The sequence below is a fragment of the Streptomyces sp. NPDC051555 genome (assembly GCF_044454405.1).
GTDB lineage: Bacteria > Actinomycetota > Actinomycetes > Streptomycetales > Streptomycetaceae > Streptomyces.
In genome coordinates, this window is record NZ_JBITDP010000010.1 from 241,839 (window position 1) to 263,811 (window position 21,973).

The following is a 21,973-nucleotide window of genomic DNA, read 5'->3' on the forward strand; positions in this document are numbered from 1 at the left end:
CCGGCCGGGCATTCGGCGTTCCCCGGCCGCCGCAGGGCCTCCCCTACGCGGCGAACCCCGCTCCCAACAGCTCGATTTACATTCTTCGATATGCGATTCCGGGCGCATCGAAGTTTTTCATGAGCCCGAAGCCGGCGGTGCAGATCTTCGTAGTGTGGGTGCCGGATGTTTCGTCGCGCTTACGCAATCGAGGTGGATGGCAATGGCCGATCAGAATCGGTACGAAATGCCGTTGACGGCCGCCCAGTCCGGAATGTGGCTCGCGCAGCAGATGAACCCGGACAACCCCATGTACAGCATCGCGGAATGCGTGGAGATACAGGGTGGGGTCGATACCGGAACCTTCGAAGCCGCGCTGCGCCGCGTGGTCGACGAGGCGCAGACCCTGCGGATCCGCTTCGTGGCGGGCCCCGACGGTCCGCTCCAGGTCATCGCCCCCGCGCCGCAGGAGCTGCTGCACACGCTGGACGTGAGCGCCCTGGCCGACCCCGCGGCCGCCGCGGAGGAGTGGATGCTCGCCCGCACCGCGGAGCCCGTCGACCTCGCCGGGGGGCCGTTGTTCACCTTCGGTCTGATCACGCTCGCCGCCGACCGCCACACGTGGTTCAGCCGCGTGCACCACGCGATCGTCGACGGCTACAGCTGGTCCCTGATCGTCGCCCGGGTCGCCTCGCTCTACACGGCGATGGCAGCGGGCCGTGAGGCGTCGGCCACGCCGTTCCACCCCTTCGGCCGGCTCGTCGAGCAGGACGCCGCCTACCGGGAGTCCGAACGGTTCGCCGCGGACCGCGCGTTCTGGACCGAACACCTCGCTGGCCTTCCCGCGCCGGTGAGCCTCGCACCGCGTCCCACCCGGGTACCGACCGATCACGTGCGGCAGACCGGCGAGGTGTCCGCCGCCGCCGCCGACGCGCTGCGCGCCCTGTCCACCGACATCGGGGTCAGCTGGCCGACGGCGGCGGTCGCGGGCATCGCCGCCTACCTGCACCGCCTCACCGGTGTCGAGGACATCGTGCTCGGCCTCGCCGTCGCCGCCCGCCCCGACGCGGTCGCCAGGGCCACGCCCGGCATGGTGTCCAACGCCGTTCCCGTCCGCTTGACGGTCCGTGCGGACACCACCGTGGCGCAGCTGCTGCGCTCCGCGAGCGACGAGGTCCACGCCGTCCTGCGGCACCAGCGCTACCGCTACGAGGACATCCACCGCGACCTGCACCGGGTGGGGGAGAGCAAGAGGCTCTGGGGGCCCGAGATCAACCTCATCATGTACGGCCAGCGGCTCTCCTTCGCGGGCCACCCCGCCACGGTGCGCGGCTTCTCGATCGGCCCGGAGGAGGACCTCTCGCTGATCGTGGACAACCGCGAGGCGAACGACGGCTTCCTCGTCGACCTCCACGCCAACGCCGACCTGTACGACGCGGACGCGGCCCGAGGACACCGGGAAGGGCTCGTCGCCTTCCTCTCGACCCTCGCCGCCGCCGCCCCCGACCAGCGGCTCGACGCACTCGACCTGCCCCTGCCCGCGCACTGGACGCGCCCCGCCGACACCGACACCGACACCGACTCCGTCGACACCGACAGGGGCCGCAGCCGGGAGCCCGCGCCCTACCGCGCACCGGGCACCCCGCGCGAGGAACGGCTGTGCGCGCTGGTCGCCGAGGTCCTCGGCGTGCCGCGGGTCGGCCTCGACGACGACTTCTTCACCCTCGGCGGCCAGTCGCTGAGCGCCATCCGGCTCCTCAGCCGGATCCGGGAGGTCTTCGGCGCCGAGCTGTCGATCCGGACGGTCTTCGAGGAGCCCACGGCGGGAGCCCTGGCACGGCGGATCGAAGGCGCCCGCCGCGCCCGCCGTCCGGTGGCGCCCGTGGCGCGGCTCGAAGAGGTTCCGCTGTCGCCCGCGCAGCAACGCCTCTGGTTCATCGACCGGTTCCAGGGATCCACGGGTGCGTACAACATGGGCCTCGCCCTGCGCCTCGGCGGCCGGTTGGACCGGATGGCGCTCGCGGACGCGCTGGCCGACGTGGTCGCCCGGCACGAGAGCCTGCGCACCGTCTTCCCCGACACCGACGGCAGGCCGCGCCAGCAGGTCCTCGCTCCCGAGGACGCACGACCGGTGCTGGGGGACCTGCGGGTCGAGGCGCGCGACCTCGACCGCACGGTCGCGGAAGCCGTCGCGGAGGGCTTCGACCTGGCGGCCGGCCCGGCGATCCGGCCGCTGTTGCTGGAGGTCGGCCCCGAGGACCACGTCCTGCTGGTGATCCTGCACCACATCGTCGGGGACGGCCTGTCGCTGACCCCCCTCGCCCGTGACCTCGAACGGGCCTACACCGCCAGGGCGCAGGGGCACGCGCCCCTCTTCGAGCCGCTGCCCGTGCAGTACGCCGACTTCACCCTGTGGCAGCGCGAACTCCTCGGCGCCGAGGACGACCCGCGCAGCCCCGTCGCGGAGCAACTGCGCTACTGGAAGGAGGCGCTGGGCGACCTGCCGGAGGAGATCGCGCTGCCGGTGGACCGGCCGCGGCCGGCCGAGCTGAGCCAGCGCGGGGAGATCGTCCGCTTCGACATCGACACCGTCCTGCACGAGCGGCTCACCGCGCTCGCACAGGAGCACCAGGTCAGCCTGTTCATGGTGTTCCAGGGCGCCGTGGCGCTGCTGCTGAGCAAGCTGGGCGCCGGCCAGGACATCCCGATCGGCGCACCCGTCGCCGGACGCACCGACTCCGCGCTGGACGACCTCATCGGCTGCTTCGTCAACACCCTCGTCTTCCGCACGGACGTGTCGGGGGACCCGACCTTCGGCGAGCTGCTGGCCCGGGTGCGCGAGACGACGCTGGGGGCACAGGCCCACCAGGACCTCCCCTTCGAGCGCCTGGTCGAGGCCCTCAACCCGGAGCGCTCCCGGTCCCGCAACCCGCTCTTCCAGGTCATGCTGGACGTGGACACCGCCCAGAGCCCCACCTTGGCGCTGCCCGGCCTGACGGCCGTCCCGCAGCAGGTCGACCCCGGCCTGATCAAGGTCGACCTGGTCTTCGGCGCCGAGGAATCCCTGCGCACGGACGGGACCCCGGCCGGCATCGCGGCGCGTCTCGAATACAGCCGCGACCTCTTCGACCGGGAGACCGTCGAAGTGATGGCGGAGCGCCTGCTGCGCCTGCTCACCGCCGCGGCGGCCGATCCACGGCGGCCGGTGAGCCGGATCGACGTGCTCTCGGCCGACGAACGGCAGCGCCTCCTCGTCGATTTCAACGACACCACGAGCGGGACCGCACCCGGCGGGACCTTCCCGGAGCTCTTCTCGGCGCGGGCGGCGCTCACCCCCGGAGCACCCGCGGTGCTCTTCGAGGACACCGTGGTGAGCTACGCGGAACTGGACGCCCGGACGAGTGCCCTCGCGTCGCTGCTCGCGGAGTACGGCGTCGGCCCGGAGAGCCGCGTCGCGGTGGCCCTGCCGCGGTCGGTGGAGTTCGTCGTGGCGGTGCTCGCCGTCCTCAAGGCGGGCGCGGCGTACGTGCCGGTGGACACCGCCTACCCGGCGGAACGCATCGCCTACATCCTGGAGGACTCCGCTCCGGCCCTGCTCGTGAGCGTCCGGGAGATCGCCGGGACCCTGCCCGGCGGGGGCGTACCGGTCCTCCTGATCGACGAAGCGGGCGACCCGCGCCCCGGCCCGCCCGCGGCGTGGCGGGTGTCGCCGTCCGGGGCCGCGTACGTGATCTACACCTCGGGGTCGACCGGTCGGCCGAAGGGCGTGGTGGTCTCCCACGCCGGCGTCGCGAGCCTGGCGCGGTCGCAGGCGGAGCACCTGGGCGTCGGACCGGGCAGCCGCGTGCTGCAGTTCGCCTCGCCCAGCTTCGACGCGGCGTTCTGGGAGCTGTGCATGGGGCTGCTGACCGGGGCCGCCCTGGTCCTGGCGCGGGCCGAGCGACTGCTGCCGGGGCCGGACCTGGCCGACGTGCTGGCCCGGCACCGGGTCACCCACGCCACCATCCCCCCGGTCGCCCTCGCGGTGCTGACCACGGCTCAGGTGCCGGCCGCGATGACCCTCGTGGTGGCCGGCGAGGCGTGTGCACCGGAGCTCGTGGCCCGCTTCGCGCCCGGCCGCACGATGATCAATGCGTACGGTCCCACCGAGACGACCGTCTGCGCGACCATGAGCCACCCGCTCGCCGCCGACGCGGGCGTCCCGCCGATCGGCGGGCCGATCCGTGACACCCGGGTCTACGTCCTGGACGGCGCCCTGCAGCCCGTCCCCCGGGGCGTGGCCGGCGACCTGTACGTGGCCGGAGCCGGCCTGGCCCGCGGATACCTGGGCCGGCCCGGCCTGAGCGCCGAGCGCTTCGTCGCGGACCCCAACGGCACGGGCGGCGGCCGGATGTACCGGACCGGCGACCTGGTCCGTTGGCGCGCCGACGGTCAGCTGGAGTTCCTCGGACGCGCCGACGAACAGGTCAAGCTGCGGGGCTTCCGCATCGAGCTCGGAGAGATCGAGTCCGTGCTGGCGGGCCACCCGGACGTGGCCCGCGTCGCGCTCGCGGTCAGGGAGGACGAGCCCGGACGCAAGCTGCTCGTGGCCTACGTCGTGCCCGAGCAGGGCCGGCGGACCGAGGGGTCGGACCTGCGCCGGCACGTGGCCGCGGCCGTTCCGGACTACATGGTGCCCGCGGCGTTCGTCGTCCTCGACAGCATGCCGGTCACCCCGAACGGCAAACTCGACCGCCGCGCGCTGCCCGCGCCCCGGTTCGGCACGGCCGACGGGGACGGCACGCCCCGCGACGAGCGGGAGGAAGCCTTCGCGACCCTGTTCACCGAAGTGCTGGGACTCGCCGGCGTCGGCCTCGACGAGAGCTTCTTCGAGCTGGGCGGCGACAGCATCCTCTCCATCCAACTGGTCAGCAAAGCCAGGCGACTTGGCCTCGACCTCTCGCCCCGGGACGTCTTCGAACACAAGACGGTGGCCCGGCTCGCCGAAGTGGTCACGATGCTGGCCGCGGGCCCCGTCGTCTACGACACGGACGCCGGAATCGGCGAACTGACCGCGACTCCGATCATGCGGTGGTTGGAGGACCGCGGCGGCCCCGTCGACACGTTCAACCAGTCGATGCTGCTCCAGGTGCCAGCCGGCCTCGGCGCGAGCGAGCTGACCACCGCGCTCCAGGCGGTGCTCGACCAGCACGACGCCCTGCGCATGCGCCGCCGCCGGGAGACCGGGAGCGGACCGTGGACCTACGAGATCGCCGGGCGCGCGGACGTACGGGCCGAGCGGCTGCTGCGGACGGTGGACATCACCGCCCTGGCGGACGACCGGCTCGGCGAGGCCATCGGCGCCGAGGCCCGCGCGGCCTGGTCACGGCTGGCGCCGGAGGCGGGGCTGATGCTCCAGGCCGTCTGGTTCGACGCGGGGACGCAGCGCCCCGGCAGACTGCTCCTCGCCGCCCACCACCTGGTGGTGGACGGCGTGTCCTGGCAGATCCTGCTCCCCGACCTGCGCGCCGCGTACGAGGCCGTCGTCGCCGACAAGGAGCCGCAGCCGGCCCCGGTGGGCACGCCGCTGCGGCACTGGGCCCAACTGCTGCGATCGGAGGCCCTGCGGGACACCCGGGTGGCGGCGGAGACCACGCTCTGGACCGAGGCCCTGCGCCTGCCGGCGCCCACCCTGGTGGACGCGGAACTCGACCCGGACCAGGACGTCGTGGGCACCGCGCAAAAGCTGAGCCTGAGCCTGCCGACCGAGCAGACCCAGCGCCTGTTGACCAGCGTGCCCGCCGCCTTCCACGCCACCGTCCAGGACGTCCTCGTCACCGCCCTCGCCCTGGCGGTGACCGACTGGCGCCGGCAGCGGGGACGCACCGGCGCGGGCGAAGTCCTCCTGGACATCGAGGGGCACGGCCGCGAGGAGATCGCCGACGGCCTCGACCTGTCCCGCACGGTCGGCTGGTTCACCAGCCTCTACCCCGTCCGCCTCGACCTCGACGTCGAGGACCGGGAGCGACTGTGGTCCGGTGGCGCCCCGGCGGGCGCCGCGCTGCGCACCGTGAAGGAACACCTGCGGTCCCTGCCGGACGGCGGGATCGGCTACGGCCTGCTGCGCCACCTCAACCCCGTCGCGGGACCGGCACTGGCGGCGCTCGCCCGGCCGCAGATGCTCTTCAACTACTTCGGGCGGGCCGCCGCCCCGGGCGACACGGCGAGCGCCGACTGGGGTCCCGCCACCGAGTCACAGGTCGTGATCGGCGACGGCGACGCGCGACTCGCGCTCACACACGTCGTGGAGGTCAACGCCCTGGCCCAGGAGCACCCCGACGGCCCGCGGCTCCTCGCCTCGTGGACCTGGCCGGAGCGACTCCTCGCCGAAACCGACGTGCGCGAGCTCGCCGAAGGGTGGTTCCGGGCGCTCAGCGCGCTCATCGACCACGCGGACGGGCCGGACGCCGGCGGCTACACCCCATCGGACCTGGCTCTGGTGGAACTTTCCCAAGACGAGATCGACATGCTCGAAGCCGAGTGGAGGACGTTGTAATGACGAAGTCGGGTCCCGAGGACATCCTTCCGTTGTCGCCGCTTCAGGAGGGCCTGCTCTTCCACGCGCTGTACGACGAGCAGGGCCACGACGTCTACACCGTCCAGGTCGTCCTCGACCTGGCCGGCACCGTCGACGTCGAGGCCCTGCGGGCCAGCGCCGCCACCCTGCTGCGCCGTCACGCCAACCTCCGGGTCGGCTTCCTGCACCCGAAGCAGAGCCGGCCCGTCCAGGTGGTCGCCCGGCAGGTCGAACTGCCGTGGGAGGAAACCGACGTGGCGGGCCTCGACGCCCCCGAGCGGGCCGCGGAGCTGGAGCGCATCCAGATCCAGGAGCAGGCCCGGCGCTTCGACCTGGCCCGACCGCCGCTGATGCGCTTCCGCCTGATCGACCTCGGCGACGGGACGTACCGGCTGTTGTGGACGTTCCACCACCTGCTGCTCGACGGCTGGTCCACCTCCGTCCTGCTCGGTGAGTTCTTCGAGCTCTACGGGCACCAGGGCGACGACCGCGCACTGCCCAAGGTCACCCCGTACCGGGACTACCTCGCCTGGCTGGCCAAGCAGGACCGGGGCGCGGCCGAGTCGGCGTGGCAGCAGGCGCTCTCCGGACTCGACGAGCCGACCCGGCTGGGCGGGGGCCAGGAGCAGGGGCACGCCGTCGTCAAGCCGGAGCTGGTGTTCCTGGACGTACCGGCCGACACCACGGAGGCGATCGCCGCCGTGCTGCGCGGCCACGGGCTGACCTTCAACACGGCCCTCCACGCCGCCTGGGCCGTCGTGCTGGGCGCGCTCACGGGCCGGGAGGACGTCGTCTTCGGCACGGTCGTCGCGGGTCGGCCGCCGGAGATCGTGGGGTCCGAGCGGATGGTCGGCATGCTGATCAACACGCTGCCGGTCCGGATCCAGGTGCCGACGGACGCACCGCTGCTCGACGTCCTCGGCCGCATCCAGCGCGAGCACACGGACCTGATGCCGCACCAGCACCTCGGCATGAGCGACATCCAGCGGGTCTCCGGCCACGCGGAACTCTTCGACACCTACGTGGCGTTCGAGAACTTCCCCTTCGACCTGGAGGCGCTGCGCAACCAGGCGGGCGGCCTGCGGATCGAGAACTTCGAGGTCCTCGACGCCAACCACTACCCGATGTGCCTGATCGCGCACATCGAGGAGGGCCGTCTCCGGCTGCAACTCAGCTTCCGCCCGGATGTGTTCGGGCGTGGGGTGGTGGAGTCGATCGCTGGTCGTGTGGTGCGGGTGTTGGAGTCGGTGGTCGGTGGGGTTTCGGGTGCGGTGGGTTCGGTGGGGTTGTTGTCGGGTGAGGAGTTGGGGTGGTTGTCGGGTGGTGGTGGTGTTGCGGGTTCGGTGGTGGTTCCGGAGGCGTTGACGTTTTCGGAGTTGTTCGCGGGGCAGGTGGTGCGGACTCCGGGTGCTGTGGCGGTGGAGTCGGTGGGGGAGTCGTTGTCGTATGCGGAGTTGGATGCTCGTGTGGAGCGTTTGGCTGCGTATTTGGTGGGTTCGGGTGTGGGGCCGGAGTCGGTGGTGGCGTTGGTTCTGGGTCGTTCGGTGGAGTCGGTGGTGGCTTCGTTGGCGGTGATGAGGGCGGGTGCCGCTTATTTGCCGGTGGATCCGGATTATCCGGCTGAGCGTGTTGCTTTCATGTTCGGGGATGCGCGGCCGGTGGCGGTGGTGACGTCTGCGGAGTTCGTGGGTGTGGTGCCGCGGGTTGATGGCGTGGCGGTGGTGGTTTTGGATGAGTTGGTGTTGCCGGAGGTCGAGCCGGGCGATTCGGTTGTTTCGGTTTCGGGTCCGGCATCGGTGTTGTCTCCGGCGTATGTGATTTATACGTCGGGTTCGACGGGGGTGCCGAAGGGTGTGGTGGTAACGCATGCGGGGTTGGCTGCGTTCGCGTCGTCGGTTCGTGAGCGTTTTGCGGTGTCGGGTTCGAGTCGGGTGTTGCAGTTTTCTTCGCCGAGTTTTGATGCGTCGGTGTTGGAGTTGTGTATGGCGTTGACTTCGGGTGCTGCTTTGGTGGTGCCTGGGGTGGGGGTGTTGGCGGGTGAGCCGTTGGGGGAGTTGATTGCGGGGCGTGGGGTGACGCATGCGTTGATTCCGCCGGCGGCGTTGGCGGGTGTGCCGTTGGTGGGGTTGGAGGGTTTTGAGTCTTTGGTGGTGGGTGGTGATGCGACGTCGGCGGAGTTGGTGTCTCGGTGGGCTCCGGGGCGTCGGATGGTGAATGCGTATGGGCCGACGGAGTCGACGGTGGCGGTGTCGATGAGTGTGCCGTTGGTGGCGGGTGGTGGTGCGCCGGCGATTGGTGTGCCGGTGGTGGGGACGCGGGTGTTCGTGTTGGATGGTGGGTTGCGTTTGGTGCCGCCGGGTGTGGTGGGTGAGTTGTATGTGGCGGGTGTGGGTTTGGCGCGGGGGTATTTGGGGCGGGCTGGTTTGACGTCGGAGCGGTTTGTGGCGTGTCCGTTCGGTGGTGTGGGTGAGCGGATGTATCGGACGGGTGATGTGGTGCGGTGGGGTGTGGATGGTGAGTTGGAGTTTGTGGGGCGTGTGGATGATCAGGTGAAGATTCGGGGTTTCCGGATCGAGTTGGGTGAGATCGAGAGCGTGTTGTTGCGCCATGGGGGTGTGGGTCAGGCTGTGGTGGTGGTGGATGAGGCGCGGCCGGGTGTGAAGCGGTTGGTCGCGTATGTGGTGCCGGTGGGTGGTGGTGTGTTGGACGGTGGGGAGGTTCGTGAGTTTGTTGCGGGTTCTCTGCCGGATTACATGGTGCCTTCGTTGGTGGTGGTTGTGGGTGGGCTGCCGTTGATGGCGAATGGGAAGTTGGATCGTAGGGCGTTGCCTGTTCCGGAGTTTTCGGTGGGTGTGGGGCGTGGTCCGGGTTCGGAGCGGGAGGAGCTTCTCGCGGGGTTGTTCGCGGAGGTTCTTGGTTTGGATTCGGTGGGTGTCGACCAGTCGTTCTTCGAGTTGGGTGGCGACAGCATCATTTCGATCCAGTTGGTGGGTCGGGCGCGTAAGGCGGGGTTGCATTTCAGTCCCCGGGACGTATTCACACACAAGACAGTGGAGGCCATCGTGGCGGTCGCCAAGGAGGCCGCCGCACCCGTGCGCGGGTCGTCCGACGACGGAATCGGCGGAGTTCCTCTCACTCCCGTCATCCACTGGTTCAACGAACGCGGCGGTCCGGTCGACCAGTTCAACCAGGCCATGCCCGTCCCGGTGCCCGCGGGCCTCGGGCAGCAGCAGCTCGCCGAGGTCCTCCAGGCCTTCCTCGACCACCACGACGCGCTCCGGCTGCGGCTGACCCGGATCGAGGGCGTCGAGGACATCGAGGACTGGGCCCTGGAGGTCGCGCCGCGCGGCGCGGTCCGGGCAGCGGACCTCCTGCACCGCGTCGACGTGGCGGGTCTGGACACCGAAGCACTGGCCGCCCTGACCGAGAAGGAGTTCGCCGCCGCGCAGCAGCGGCTCGCCCCCGGGGCCGGGACCATGGTGCAGGCCGTCTGGTGCGACGCCGGACCGCGCTCCGTCGGCCGGCTCCTCCTGGTGATCCACCACCTGGCCGTCGACGGCGTGTCGTGGCGCATTCTGCTGCCCGAGCTGGAGCAGGCCCTCGCCGCCGCCCTCGCGGGCCGTCCGCTGGAGCTGGAGCCCGTGGGCACCTCGTTCCGCCGCTGGGCACAGCACCTCACGGCGGCCGCCGGCGAGCCGGCCCGCATCCGGGAACTGCCCCTGTGGCGGGAGGTCCTGTCCACCCCGGACCCGCTGCTCACCGACCGTCCCCTGGATCCCGCACGGGACACCCTCGCACGGGCCGGGCACCTCACCGTCGAGCTGCCCGCGGCCGTCACCGAGCCGCTGCTGGGCAAGGTCCCCGCCGCCTTCCGCGCGGGCGCCAACGACGTACTGCTCACCGCCCTGGCGATCGCCGTCGCCGCGTGGCGCCGCGGACGGGGCCGGGGCGACGGCACGGCCGTGCTCGTCGGGCTGGAGGGACACGGCCGCGAGGAGATCGCGCCCGACGTCGACCTCTCCCGCACGGTGGGGTGGTTCACCAGCCTGTACCCCGTGCGCCTCGACCCCGGCGCCGTCTCGATCACGGAGGTGGAGGCGGCCGGTCCCGCACTGGCCACGGCCCTGAAGGCGGTCAAGGAGCAGCTGCGGGCGATCCCGGACAACGGCATCGGCTACGGCCTGCTGCGCTACCTCAACCCCCGCAGCGCCGTCGCCCTCGCGAAGCTCTCCGAGCCGCAGATCGGCTTCAACTACCTGGGTCACCTGGGCTCCGTCACCGATGCGGACCACGGCGGACTCGGCGGCGGCGCGGACCAGGACACGGCCCTGCCCCACACCCTCTCCGTCAACGCCGTGACGATGACGCACGCCGACGGGCCCCGGCTCGGCGCCACGTGGACCTGGCCGCGGGACCTGCTCGCGGAGCAGGACGTGCGGGAGCTGGCGCAGCTGTGGACGAGGGTCCTGGAAGCGCTGGTCGCCCACACCGAGCAGCCGACGGCCGGCGGCGGGTTCACGCCCTCCGACCTGCCCCTGGTGGCCCTGACGCAGGACGACATCCACGCGCTGGAGGCGGCCCAGCCCGGTCTGACCGACGTGCTGCCGCTCTCCCCGCTCCAGGAGGGCCTGCTCTTCCACACCGCGTACGACCAGCGGGCCGAGGACGTCTACATCACCCGGCTCGCCGTGGACGTGCGCGGGAACCTGGACGCCGAGGCGATGCGCGCGGCCGTGCGCGGGCTGCTGGCGCGCCACGACAGCCTGCGCGCCGGATTCCACTACACGGCGGACGGGCGACCCGTACAGCTCATCCCGGACCGGGCCGAACTCGCCTGGAACGACCTCGACTTCAGCGAACTGGCGGGCGCGGAGCAGGAAGCCGCCCTGGACCGGCTGCTGACCGAGGAGCGCGGCCGACGCTTCGATCCACAGCGCCCGCCGCTGCTGCGCTTCACGCTGATCCGGCTGGGCGAGGACCTCCACCGGCTGCTGTTCGCCGCGCACCACCTGCTGCTCGACGGCTGGTCGGCTCCCGTGCTGGCCGCGGAGCTCTTCGAGCTGTACGGGCACCGCGGCGACGCCGCCACCCTGCCCCCGGTCGTCCCCTACAAGAACTTCCTCGCCCATCTCGCCGCCCAGGACCGCACCGAGGCGGTCGCCGCCTGGCGCACCGCACTGGCCGGAGTGGACGAGCCCACCCTGATCGCCCCCGGCGCCCCGGCCGGCGAGTCCGTACTGCCCGGGCGCGTGGTCGACCAGCTGCCGCCGGAGCTGACCGCCGCGCTCGTCGACCGGGCCCGCGCACACGGGCTGACCATGAACGCCGTCGTCCAGGGCGCGTGGGGGATCGTGCTGTCCCGGCTCACCGGGCGGGACGACGTGCTCTTCGGCGAAACGGTCTCCGGCCGGCCGCCGGAGCTGCCCGGCGTCGAGTCGATGGTCGGACTCTTCAGCAACACCGTGCCCGTACGGGTCCGCCTCGACCCGGCGGTCCCCGTGATCGACACCCTGGCCCGCGTGCAGCAGCAGCGGGTGGACCTCCTCGCGTACCACTACCTCGGACTCGCCGAGCTACAGCAGATCGCCGGCCTGGGCACCCTCTTCGACACGGCCGTCGTCTTCGAGAACTTCCCCCCGGAAGCCGAGGACGGGCAGCCGCCCGTGCACGGCCTCACCCTCTCCCAGGTGGACACCCGGGGCGACAACCACTACCCGCTCGGCATGGTGGTGATGCACGAGGGCCGACGCACCGTCCTGAACTGGTACTACCGCCCGGACCTCTTCGACGAGGACGCGGCCCGCGCCATCGTCGGGCAGATGCGCCGGGTGCTGGAGGCCGTCGCCGCCACCCCGGAGCTCCCCGTCGGTCGGCTCGACACCCTCGACGGGGCCGAACGGGAACGGCTGACCCAGGGCTGGAACGGCCCGCCGACCCCCGCTTCCGACGCGGCCGTCACCGAGCTGATCCAGGACCAGGCGGCGCGCACGCCGGACGCCGTGGCCCTGGTGTCCGGTACGACCGAGCTCAGCTACGGCGAGCTCAACGCACGGGCGAACCGGCTCGCGCACGAACTGATCGCCCGGGGCGCCGGACCGGAGACCTTCGTCGCCGTGGCCGTGGAGCGGTCCGCGGAGCTCGTCGTGACCCTCCTCGCGGTCCTGAAGTCCGGGGCGGCCTACGTTCCGGTCGACCCCGCCCATCCGCGGGAGCGCATCCGCTACGTGCTGGCGGACTCCGCGCCGCGGCTGGTGGTGACCACCGCCGCGGTGGCCTCCGGGCTGCCGGACACCGGTGTCGAACAGGTTCTCCTCGACGCCCCCGGCACGGTCGCCGCCCTCGCGCTGCGCCCCGTCGCCGACCCCGTCGACGCGGTGCGCACCGCGCCCCTGACCCGGGAGAACCCCGCCTACGTCATCTACACCTCCGGTTCCACCGGGCAGCCGAAGGGCGTGGTGGTCACCCACCGTTCCGTGGTCGACTACCTGGGCTGGACCGGGCGCGTGTACCCGGGGGCCGCGGGCGTCGCGCTGCTGCACTCGCCGGTCTCCTTCGACCTCACCGTCACCGCACTGTTCACCCCCCTGACCGTCGGGGGCGCGGTGGTCATCGGCGACCTGGCCCAGGACGAGGCGCTCTCCGCGCGCCTGTCCGCGGCGCCGTGCACCTTCATGAAGGCCACCCCCAGCCACCTGCCGCTGCTCGGCGCCCTGCCGCAGGCGTACTCCCCGACGACCGAACTGCTCCTCGGCGGCGAAGCGCTCGTGGGCGAGGCGCTCGCGCCGTGGCGCGAGCTCCACCCGCACGCGACCGTCTGGAACGTCTACGGGCCCACCGAGGCCACGGTCAACGTCACCGAGTACCGCATAGAGCCGGGGGCCGCCGTGCCCTCCGGTCCGGTCCCCATGGGCCGCCCGCAGGGCAACGTACGGGCCTACGTGCTGGACGCGAACCTGCGGCCCGCACCCGTGGGCACGCCGGGCGAGCTGTTCGTCGCCGGGCCCTGCCTGGCCCGGGGCTACCTCAACCGGGCGGCCCTGACCGCCGAAAGGTTCGTCGCCGACCCCTTCGGCCCGGCCGGGGAACGGATGTACCGGACCGGCGACGTGGTGCGCCGCCGGCCGGACGGCAACCTGGTCTTCGTCGGCCGCGCCGACGACCAGGTCAAGGTCCGGGGCCACCGCATCGAACTCGGCGAGATCGTCGCCGCGGTCGCCGCCCACCCCGGCGTCGCCGCGCAGACCGTGGTGGTCCGCACCGACCGGCCGGACGCCCAGCAGCTCGTGGCGTACGTCGTGCCCGGGCTCGGAGCCGTGGTCGACGCCCAGGACGTGCGCGAGCGGGTGGCCGGCCTGCTGCCGGAGTACATGGTCCCGGACGCGGTCGTCCTGCTGGACTCGCTCCCGCTGACCCCGAACGGCAAGCTCGACCGCGCGGCGCTGCCCGCACCCGAATTCATCACCGCCGCGGCCGAGAACCTCGCCCGGACCCCGCAGGAGGAGATCCTGTGCGGCCTGTTCGCACAGGTCCTGGACGTGCCCCGGATCGGCGTGGACGACGACTTCTTCGCCCTCGGCGGGAACTCGCTGAGCGCGATCCGGCTGCTCAGCCGGGTCCGGGCGGCCTTCCGCACCGAGGTGGACGTGCGGGCCGTCTTCGACGCCCCGACACCCGCCCTGCTCGCGGCGCAGATCACCCCCGGCCACCGCGACCGACCCGCCCTCGACGTGCGCGAACGGCCCGCGGAGATCCCCCTGTCGTACGCCCAGCGGCGCCTGTGGTTCCTCGGCCGGCTGGAGGGCGATACCAGCACCTACAACATCCCCATCGGCATCAGGCTGTCGGGCACCCTGGACCGGCAGGCACTGACCCACGCGCTCGCGGACCTCGTCGCCCGACACGAGAGCCTGCGCACCGTCTTCGCGGAGGAAGGGGGCAGGCCGCGGCAGTCCGTCCTGGACCCGGCCGCGGCGGTCGTGCCCGTGGAGAGCGTGCGCACCACCGAGGAGGCCCTGCCGGAGGCGATGCGGGCCGCGGCCGAGCGGGGATTCGACCTGGCGGCGGAACCACCGCTGCGGGCCACCCTGTTCGTCCTCTCGGACACCGAGCACGTACTGCTCCTGAGCGTCCACCACATAGCCACCGACGGCTGGTCGAACGGCCCGCTCGCCAGGGACCTCTCCGTGGCCTACACGGCCCGCCGGGACGGGCGCGCACCGCTCTTCTCCCCGCTGCCCGTGCAGTACGCGGACTACACCCTGTGGCAGCGGGAACTCCTGGGCAGCGAAGAGGACCCCGACAGCCTCATCTCGCGGCAGCTGGACTTCTGGGACACCACGCTGGCCGGGGCGCCCGCGGAACTGGAGCTCCCCTCCAGCCTGCCGCGCGGGTCCGAGGTGAGCCACCGCGGCGGGTCCTTCGAGTTCACCGTCGACGCCGCACTGCACGCACGGCTCGCCGAGCTGGCCCGCACCCATCAGGCCAGTCTCTTCATGGTCGTGCAGGCGGGCCTCGCCACGCTGCTGAGCCGACTGGGCTCCGGCACCGACATCCCGATCGGCACCGCCGTCGCCGGCCGCACGGACCAGGCCCTCGACGACCTCGTCGGGTTCTTCGTCAACACCCTGGTGCTGCGGACCGACGTCTCCGGCGATCCCACCTTCGCCGAGCTGGTGGCCCGGGTACGGGCCGCCGACCTGGCCGCCTACGCCCACCAGGACGTGCCCTTCGAGCGGCTCGTCGACCACCTGGGCGTCGAGCGTTCGGTGGCGCACAGCCCCCTGTTCCAGGTGTTCCTGTCCTTCCAGAACAACCGGGCCCCCCGGCTGGAGCTGCCGGGTCTGACGGTCGGCGTCGAAACCGTCGAGCTGGCCTCGTCCAAGCTCGAACTGGGAGTGGAGCTCGGTGAGGAACACGACGAGAACGGCGCCCCCGCCGGCCTCGCCGGTCGCGTGGACTACCGGACGGACGTCTTCGACCGGGCCGGGGTCGAGGAGCTCGTACGACGCTTCGTGACCCTGCTCGACGCGGCCTCCGCCGATCCCGGCCGGCCCGTCGGCCGGCTCGACCTGCTCTCGGCCGCGGAGCGCCACCACGTCCTCGACGAGTGGCACACCACCGAGCGCCCGCTCGAAGCGGAGACCTTCCCGGCCCTCTTCGAAGCACACGCCGCGAGCGATCCCGAACGGGTGGCGCTGGTCTGTGGAGACCGGTCGCTGACCTACGGCGAGCTCAACGCGCTCGCCAACCAGTGGGCTCACCTCTTCATCGCGAAGGGCATCGGCCCGGAACAGCGGGTCGCCGTCGTGGTGCCGCGGTCCGTCGACTGGATCGCGACCACGCTCGGTGTGCTCAAGGCGGGGGCGGCCTACCTGCCGGTGGACCCCGGATACCCCGCCGAACGCATCGGGTTCACCGTGCGGGACGCCCGGGCGGCGCTCGTGCTGACCACCCGGGACGCCGGTGGGGACCAGCCCTCCTGGGCCGCCGGATCGGTGGTGACCGACGCGCCCGAGACCCGTACCGCGCTCGCCGCCATGCCCGTCACCGACCCCACCGACCGGGACCGCACCGCACCGCTGTCGGTGGCCCACCCCGCCTACGTCATCTACACCTCGGGCTCCACCGGGCGCCCCAAGGGCGTCGTGGTCACCCACACCGGATTCGCGAGCATGGTCGGCGCGCAGCGGGAGAACCTGCGGGGCGGGCCGGACGCCCGGGTCCTCCAGTCGGTCTCCCCGAGCTTCGACGTGTCCGTCGGAGACCTGGCGCTGTCCCTGCTGAGCGGTGCCGCGCTGGTCCTGCCGGAGGGCCACCGGTCACCCGTGGGGCAGGAACTCGCCACGCTGATCGAGCGGCACGGCATCACCCACCTGCACACCACCGCGGGCGTCATCTCCACCCTGCCGGACGTCGAACTGCCCACCCTGCGCACCATGGTCACCGGTGGCGAACCCATCGCGCCGCACCACGTGGCGCGGTGGTCGCGGGGCCGGCGCCTGATCAACGCCTACGGGCCGACCGAGGCGATGGTGTACGCCACGATGAGCGGCGCGCTCACCGGGGACGGCCCGGCCCCCATCGGCCGGCCGCTGTGGAACGCCCGCCTCTACGTCCTCGACGGGACGCTGCGGCCCGTACCGCCCGGCACGGCGGGCGACCTGTACATCGCGGGGGTCGGGCTGGCGCGCGGCTACCTGGAGCGGCCGGCCCTGACCGCGGAGCGGTTCGTGGCCGACCCGTTCGGGACGCCCGGCGAGCGCCTCTACCGCACCGGCGACGTCGTGCGCTGGAACGCCGGCGGCGAGCTGGAGTTCGTCGGACGCTCCGACGACCAGGTCAAGCTCCGCGGCTTCCGCATCGAGCTCGGTGAGATCGAATCGGCGCTCGTGGCCTACCCGAAGGTCGCCGACGCGGCCGTGATCGTCCACGAGGACGCCGCGGGCCGACAGCAACTGGTCGCCTACGTCGTCACCAAGGGATCCCGGGCGCCCAAGGCGGAGCTGCTCCGCGAGCACCTCGCGGCCCGCCTGCCCGAGTACATGGTGCCCGTCGCGTACACGACGCTGGCCGAGCTCCCGCTCAGCGCCAACGGCAAGGTGGACCGCAAGGCCCTGCCGGAACCCGACTTCGGCGTCCGGCCCCAGGGTCGCGCGCCGCGCGACGCGAAGGAGACCGAGCTCTGCAAGCTCGTCGGCGAGGTGCTCGGTGTGGCCGATGTCGGCATCGACGACAGCTTCTTCGAGCTGGGCGGGGACAGCATCGTCTCCATCCAGTTGGTCAGCCGGGCCCGCGAGGCGGGACTGGAGTTCACGGCCGCCGACGTACTGCGCCGGCGCACCGTCGAAGAGCTCGCCGCGGTCGCCGTCTACGTGGCGGACGAGGCCGACGTCGACGACGAAGCCGCCGCCGACACGGGCGTCGGGGAGATCCCCCTCACCCCGGCCATGCACCTGCTGCGCGAGCGCGGCGGAGCGTTCGAGCAGCTCAGCGGCACGGCCCTGGTCTCCCTGCCGGCCGACTGCGACGAGCAGCGGATCGGCGCGGTCCTGCGCGCGCTCGTGGACCGCCATGACTCGCTGCGGCTGCGCCTCACCCGCCGCGCGGGCAACCTGCTGTGGAGCCTGGAAGCGCTGCCCCGGGGCGCCGTGGACCTGGCGCCGCTGCGCGTCGACGTCCAGGGGCTCGGTGAGGACGCCGTCGACGCCGTCGTCCGGGAGCAGACCGCGGCCGCCCGGGCCCGGCTCGCGCCGCAGGACGCGGTCGTGGCGGCGGCGGTCTGGTTCGACGCCGGCCCCGCCGCGGCCCACCGGCTCCTCCTCGTGGTGCACCAACTGGCGGCGGACGAGGGCTCCCTCGCCGTCCTGGCGGACGACGTGCGCGCCCTGTGGGAGGGCAAGGCCGTCCCGGTCGGCCGCAGCTACCGGGCGTGGGCGCAGGAACTGGCACAGAAGGCGTCCGCACCCGACCTCCTGGAGGAACTCCCGCTCTGGGACGCCGTCCTCGGCACTCCCGCCCCGCCGTTCGCCGACCGGCCCCTCGACCCGGCCCGCGACCTCACGCGTACGGCCCGCAGCCTCGACCGCGCGCTCCCGGCTGCCGCGACGGCGCCCCTGCTCGACCAGGTCACGGCGCGCTTCGGCACCGGCGTGGCGGAAGTCCTGCTCGCGGCGCTGGCCGCCGCGGTGGGCGAGCGCCGCGGTCGCCGCGGCCAGGACGCCGAGGGCGGTGTCCTGGTGGCCCTGGACCGGGACGGTCGGGCCGCGACGGCCGAGCCGGAGCCGTCCCGCACGACCGGCTGGTTCACCGTGACGCACCCGCTGCTCCTGGACGTCCCCGCGCCCGGCGGGACCCTCCCGGAGGGCGACCGGATCGGGTCCGTGCTCAAGCGGACCAAGGAACGGCTCGCCGGCGTCCCGGCCCACGGCGTGGGCTACGGGCTGCTGCGCCACGTCAACCCGCAGACCGTGCCGCTGCTCGCCCGCCACGCCGGACCGGAGATCCGCTTCGCCTATCTGGGCCGCTTCGAGGACACGGCGCCGCACGGCGCCGGCGACCACCCGGACGCACCGCTCGCCCACGCCCTGCGCATCGAGGCGGCCGTCGTCGACCACGTCGACGGTCCCCGCCTGTCCGTGCGCTGGACCTGGCCCGACGGCGTGCTCACCGAGCAGGACGTGCACGAACTGGCCCGCGACTGGGAGCAGGCGCTGGCCGCTCTCGCCGCCCATGCGGGACGTGCGGGCAGCGGTGGCCGCACGCCCGCCGACTTCCCGCTGGTGGACCTCGGCCAGCAGGAGATCGAGCACCTGGAAGCGGGCCGGCCCGCCCTGGTCGACGTCCTCCCGCTCACCCCGCTCCAGGAAGGGCTGGTGTTCCACAGCCTCTACAACGACCAGGGGCCGGACGTCTACACCGTCCAGTTCGGCCTGGACCTGGAGGGGCCGCTCGACGCGAGCGTCCTGCGCCGGTCCGTGGAGGCCCTGCTGCACCGCCACGCGAACCTGGGCGTGGGCTTCGCGCACGAAGGGCTCGCCCACCCCGTCCAGTTCCTGCTGGCCGAGAACCGGCTGCCCTGGGAGGAGCTCGACCTGAGCGCCCTGGGCGACGCCGAGCGCACGACGGAGGTGGCCCGGGTCATGGAGGAGGCGGCCGCACGCCGCTTCGACCTCGATCGGCCCCCGCTGCTGCGGTGCGTGTTGCTGCGCCTGGCACCGGGACGCCACCGCATGGTGATGACCTTCCACCACCTGCTGCTGGACGGCTGGTCGACCCCGATCCTCATCGGGGAACTCCTCCGGATCTACCGCGCCGGGGGAGATGCGGCGGCGCTGCCCCCCGTCCCGGCCTACCGCGACTACCTCGGCTGGCTGGCAGCCCGGGACCGGTCCGCCTCGGGCGCCGCCTGGGCGCGCGAACTGGCCGGTCTCGGCGAGCCCACCCTGTTGGCGCCCGCCGACCCCGACCGGCCGCCCGTCGTCCCGGAGAAGGTCTCCCTGATGATGCCGGGCGACGCGACGGGCCGCCTCGCCGCGCTCGCCGCACGGCACGGCTTCACCATGAACACCGTGGTGCAGGGGGCGTGGGGACTGCTCCTCAGCCGGATCACCGGACGCGACGACGTGGTCTTCGGTGCGGTGGTCTCCGGACGGCCGCCCGAGGTACCCGGCATCGAGCGGATGGTGGGCCAGTTCATCAACACCGTCCCGGTCCGCGTCCGCATCGAGCCCGGGGCCACGGTCGCGCGGTTCCTGCGCGACCTCGCCGACCGGCAGGTGGACCTGATGAACCACCAGTTCGTGCGCCTGATGGACCTCCAGAGGTCGATCGGGACGGGAGAGCTCTTCGACACGCTGCTGGTCTTCCAGAACACGCCCGCCGACGGCGCCGGCTTCGGGGACGGCGAGGACGGACTGCGGGCCGTCGACGTCGAGATGAACGGCGACAACTCGCACTTCCCGATCACCCTCGACGCCGGTCTGGACGGAACCGCGCTGCACTGCCGGATCGGGTACCGGCCCGACATGTTCGGCGAAGCCGAGATCAGCGCGCTCCTGGACGCCCTGCGGGACGTGCTGGAGGGCCTGGCCGCCGGCGCCGACGAGCCGGTGCGGAGCACCGGGGGCGACGCGCCCGCCCGCTGGTGGACCGCGGTGCGGCCGATGCTCCTGGAGCGACTGCTGCTGGCCGGGCGGTCCGGCGAGGGCCCGGCGCAGGCCGGGCCGCAGGAGCGGACCCCCGAGGTACGGCAGCGCGAGGAGCTCCTGGCGGGGCTGTTCGCCGAGGTCCTGCGCATCGACGGCGCGGGGCCGGACGAGGACTTCTTCGCGCTGGGCGGCGACAGCATCATGGCCATCCAACTGGCCGGCCGGGCCCGCGAGTCCGGTGTGCGGATCGGCCTGCGCGACGTGTTCAAGCACAAGACCGCACGCGCGCTCGCCCGGATGCCGCAGCAGGACGTGGGCGCCGTCGGCCGGGAACGTCCCGAGGACGCGGCGGGCGGGCTGCCGCTCACCGCACCGGTGCTCGCGCTCCTCGGGCGCGGTGCGCCCGAGGACACGGCGCACGCCGTGCAACTCCTCGCCGTACCGGCGGGCGTGACGCAGGAGGCGGTACGCGCGGCGGTGCAGTCCCTCCTGGACCGCAACGACGCGCTGCGGCTGCGGGTGACGCCCGACCCGGAATCCGGCTGGTCGCTGGAGGTGGCCGCGGCCGCCTCGGTACGCGCGGAGGACCGCCTCACCCGGGTCGTGGCCCGGGACGCGGCCCTGGTGGACGAGCAGGTCGCGGCGGCGGTGCTGCGGCTGGCGCCCGCGGACGGGACGGTCGTGCAGGCCGTCTGGTTCGACGCCGGACCCGACCGCGCGAGCCAACTGGCCCTCATCACCCATCAGTTGGTTGCCGATGGCGCGTCCGGGAGGATCCTGCGGCAGGACCTCCAGGCGGCCTGGGAGGCTGCCGGGGCTGCCGGGGCAGGCGGGTCCGTGGGGGCCGCCCCCGCGGGGACCTCGTACGCCAGCTGGGCGCGCACGCTGGCCGGGGCGGCCGTCGAACCGGCCCGGGTGGCGGAACTCCCGCTGTGGCGGGAGATCGTGGCGACCGACGACCCGCTGCTCGCCGACCGCCCGCTGAACCCCGCCGCCGACGTGCTGGGATCGGCGCGCGAGACCGAGCTCACGCTGCCCGCCGGCGTGGCCGAGCCGCTGCTGGGCCGACTCCCGGAGGCGTTCAACGCCGACGTCGAGGACGTGCTCCTGACCGGACTCGCCCTCGCCGTCGCCCGATGGCGCCGCGAACGCGGCGTCGGCGACGGCAGCGCGGTGCTGGTCGGCCTGGAGGGCGCGGGCCGCACCCCGCTCGCCGACGGAATCGACGTCTCCCGGACGGTCGGGCGGTTCGCCACCGGATACCCGGCGGCCGTCGACCCCGGCGAGCTGTCGCCGGACGAGGTCCGCTCCGGTGGCCCGGCCCTCGGCACCGCACTGAAGGCGGTCAAGGAGCAACTGCGCGCGATCCCGGACGGCGGCATCGGCTACGGGCTGCTGCGCCACCACAACCCGCAGACGGCCCGCAAGCTCGCCGGTCACCCCGAACCCCAGATCGGCTTCACCTACGAGCCCCCCGAGGACCGACCGCGGCCCACCGCCACGGGAGCCCCCGCGCACACGCCGTTGCGCCACGCCCTGACCCTCTCGGCCGAGGCGGTCCGCGGCACCGACGGAGTGCGCCTGCACGCCCGCTGGACCTGGCCGGACGCGCTGTTCGCCCGGGAGGACGTGCAGGAGCTGGCAGAGCTCTGGTTCGAGGCGCTGCGGGGCCTGGTCACGCACGCGGAACTCCCCGCGGCCGGCGGCTTCACGCCGTCCGACCTGTCCCTGCTCTCCCTGTCACAGGACGAGATCGACGAATTCGAGAGTGGTCTGAGCTGATGAATGGAAC

Annotated in this window: 2 protein-coding genes; both read left to right on the plus strand. The window is 72.9% G+C overall.

The features are described from left to right. Positions 1–202: 202 nt before the first annotated feature. The gene (locus ACIBEA_RS22070) at positions 203–6,514 is read left to right on the plus strand and encodes an amino acid adenylation domain-containing protein (protein WP_399263383.1); all 6,312 of its coding nucleotides are present in this window, start codon (positions 203–205) and stop codon (positions 6,512–6,514) included. Beyond that, positions 6,514–21,963 (plus strand): amino acid adenylation domain-containing protein, encoded by a 15,450-nt coding sequence (locus ACIBEA_RS22075; protein ID WP_399263385.1) that lies wholly within the window; start codon positions 6,514–6,516, stop codon positions 21,961–21,963. Before ACIBEA_RS22070 ends, ACIBEA_RS22075 begins: the two co-directional genes overlap by 1 nt. Positions 21,964–21,973 lie beyond the last annotated feature (10 nt).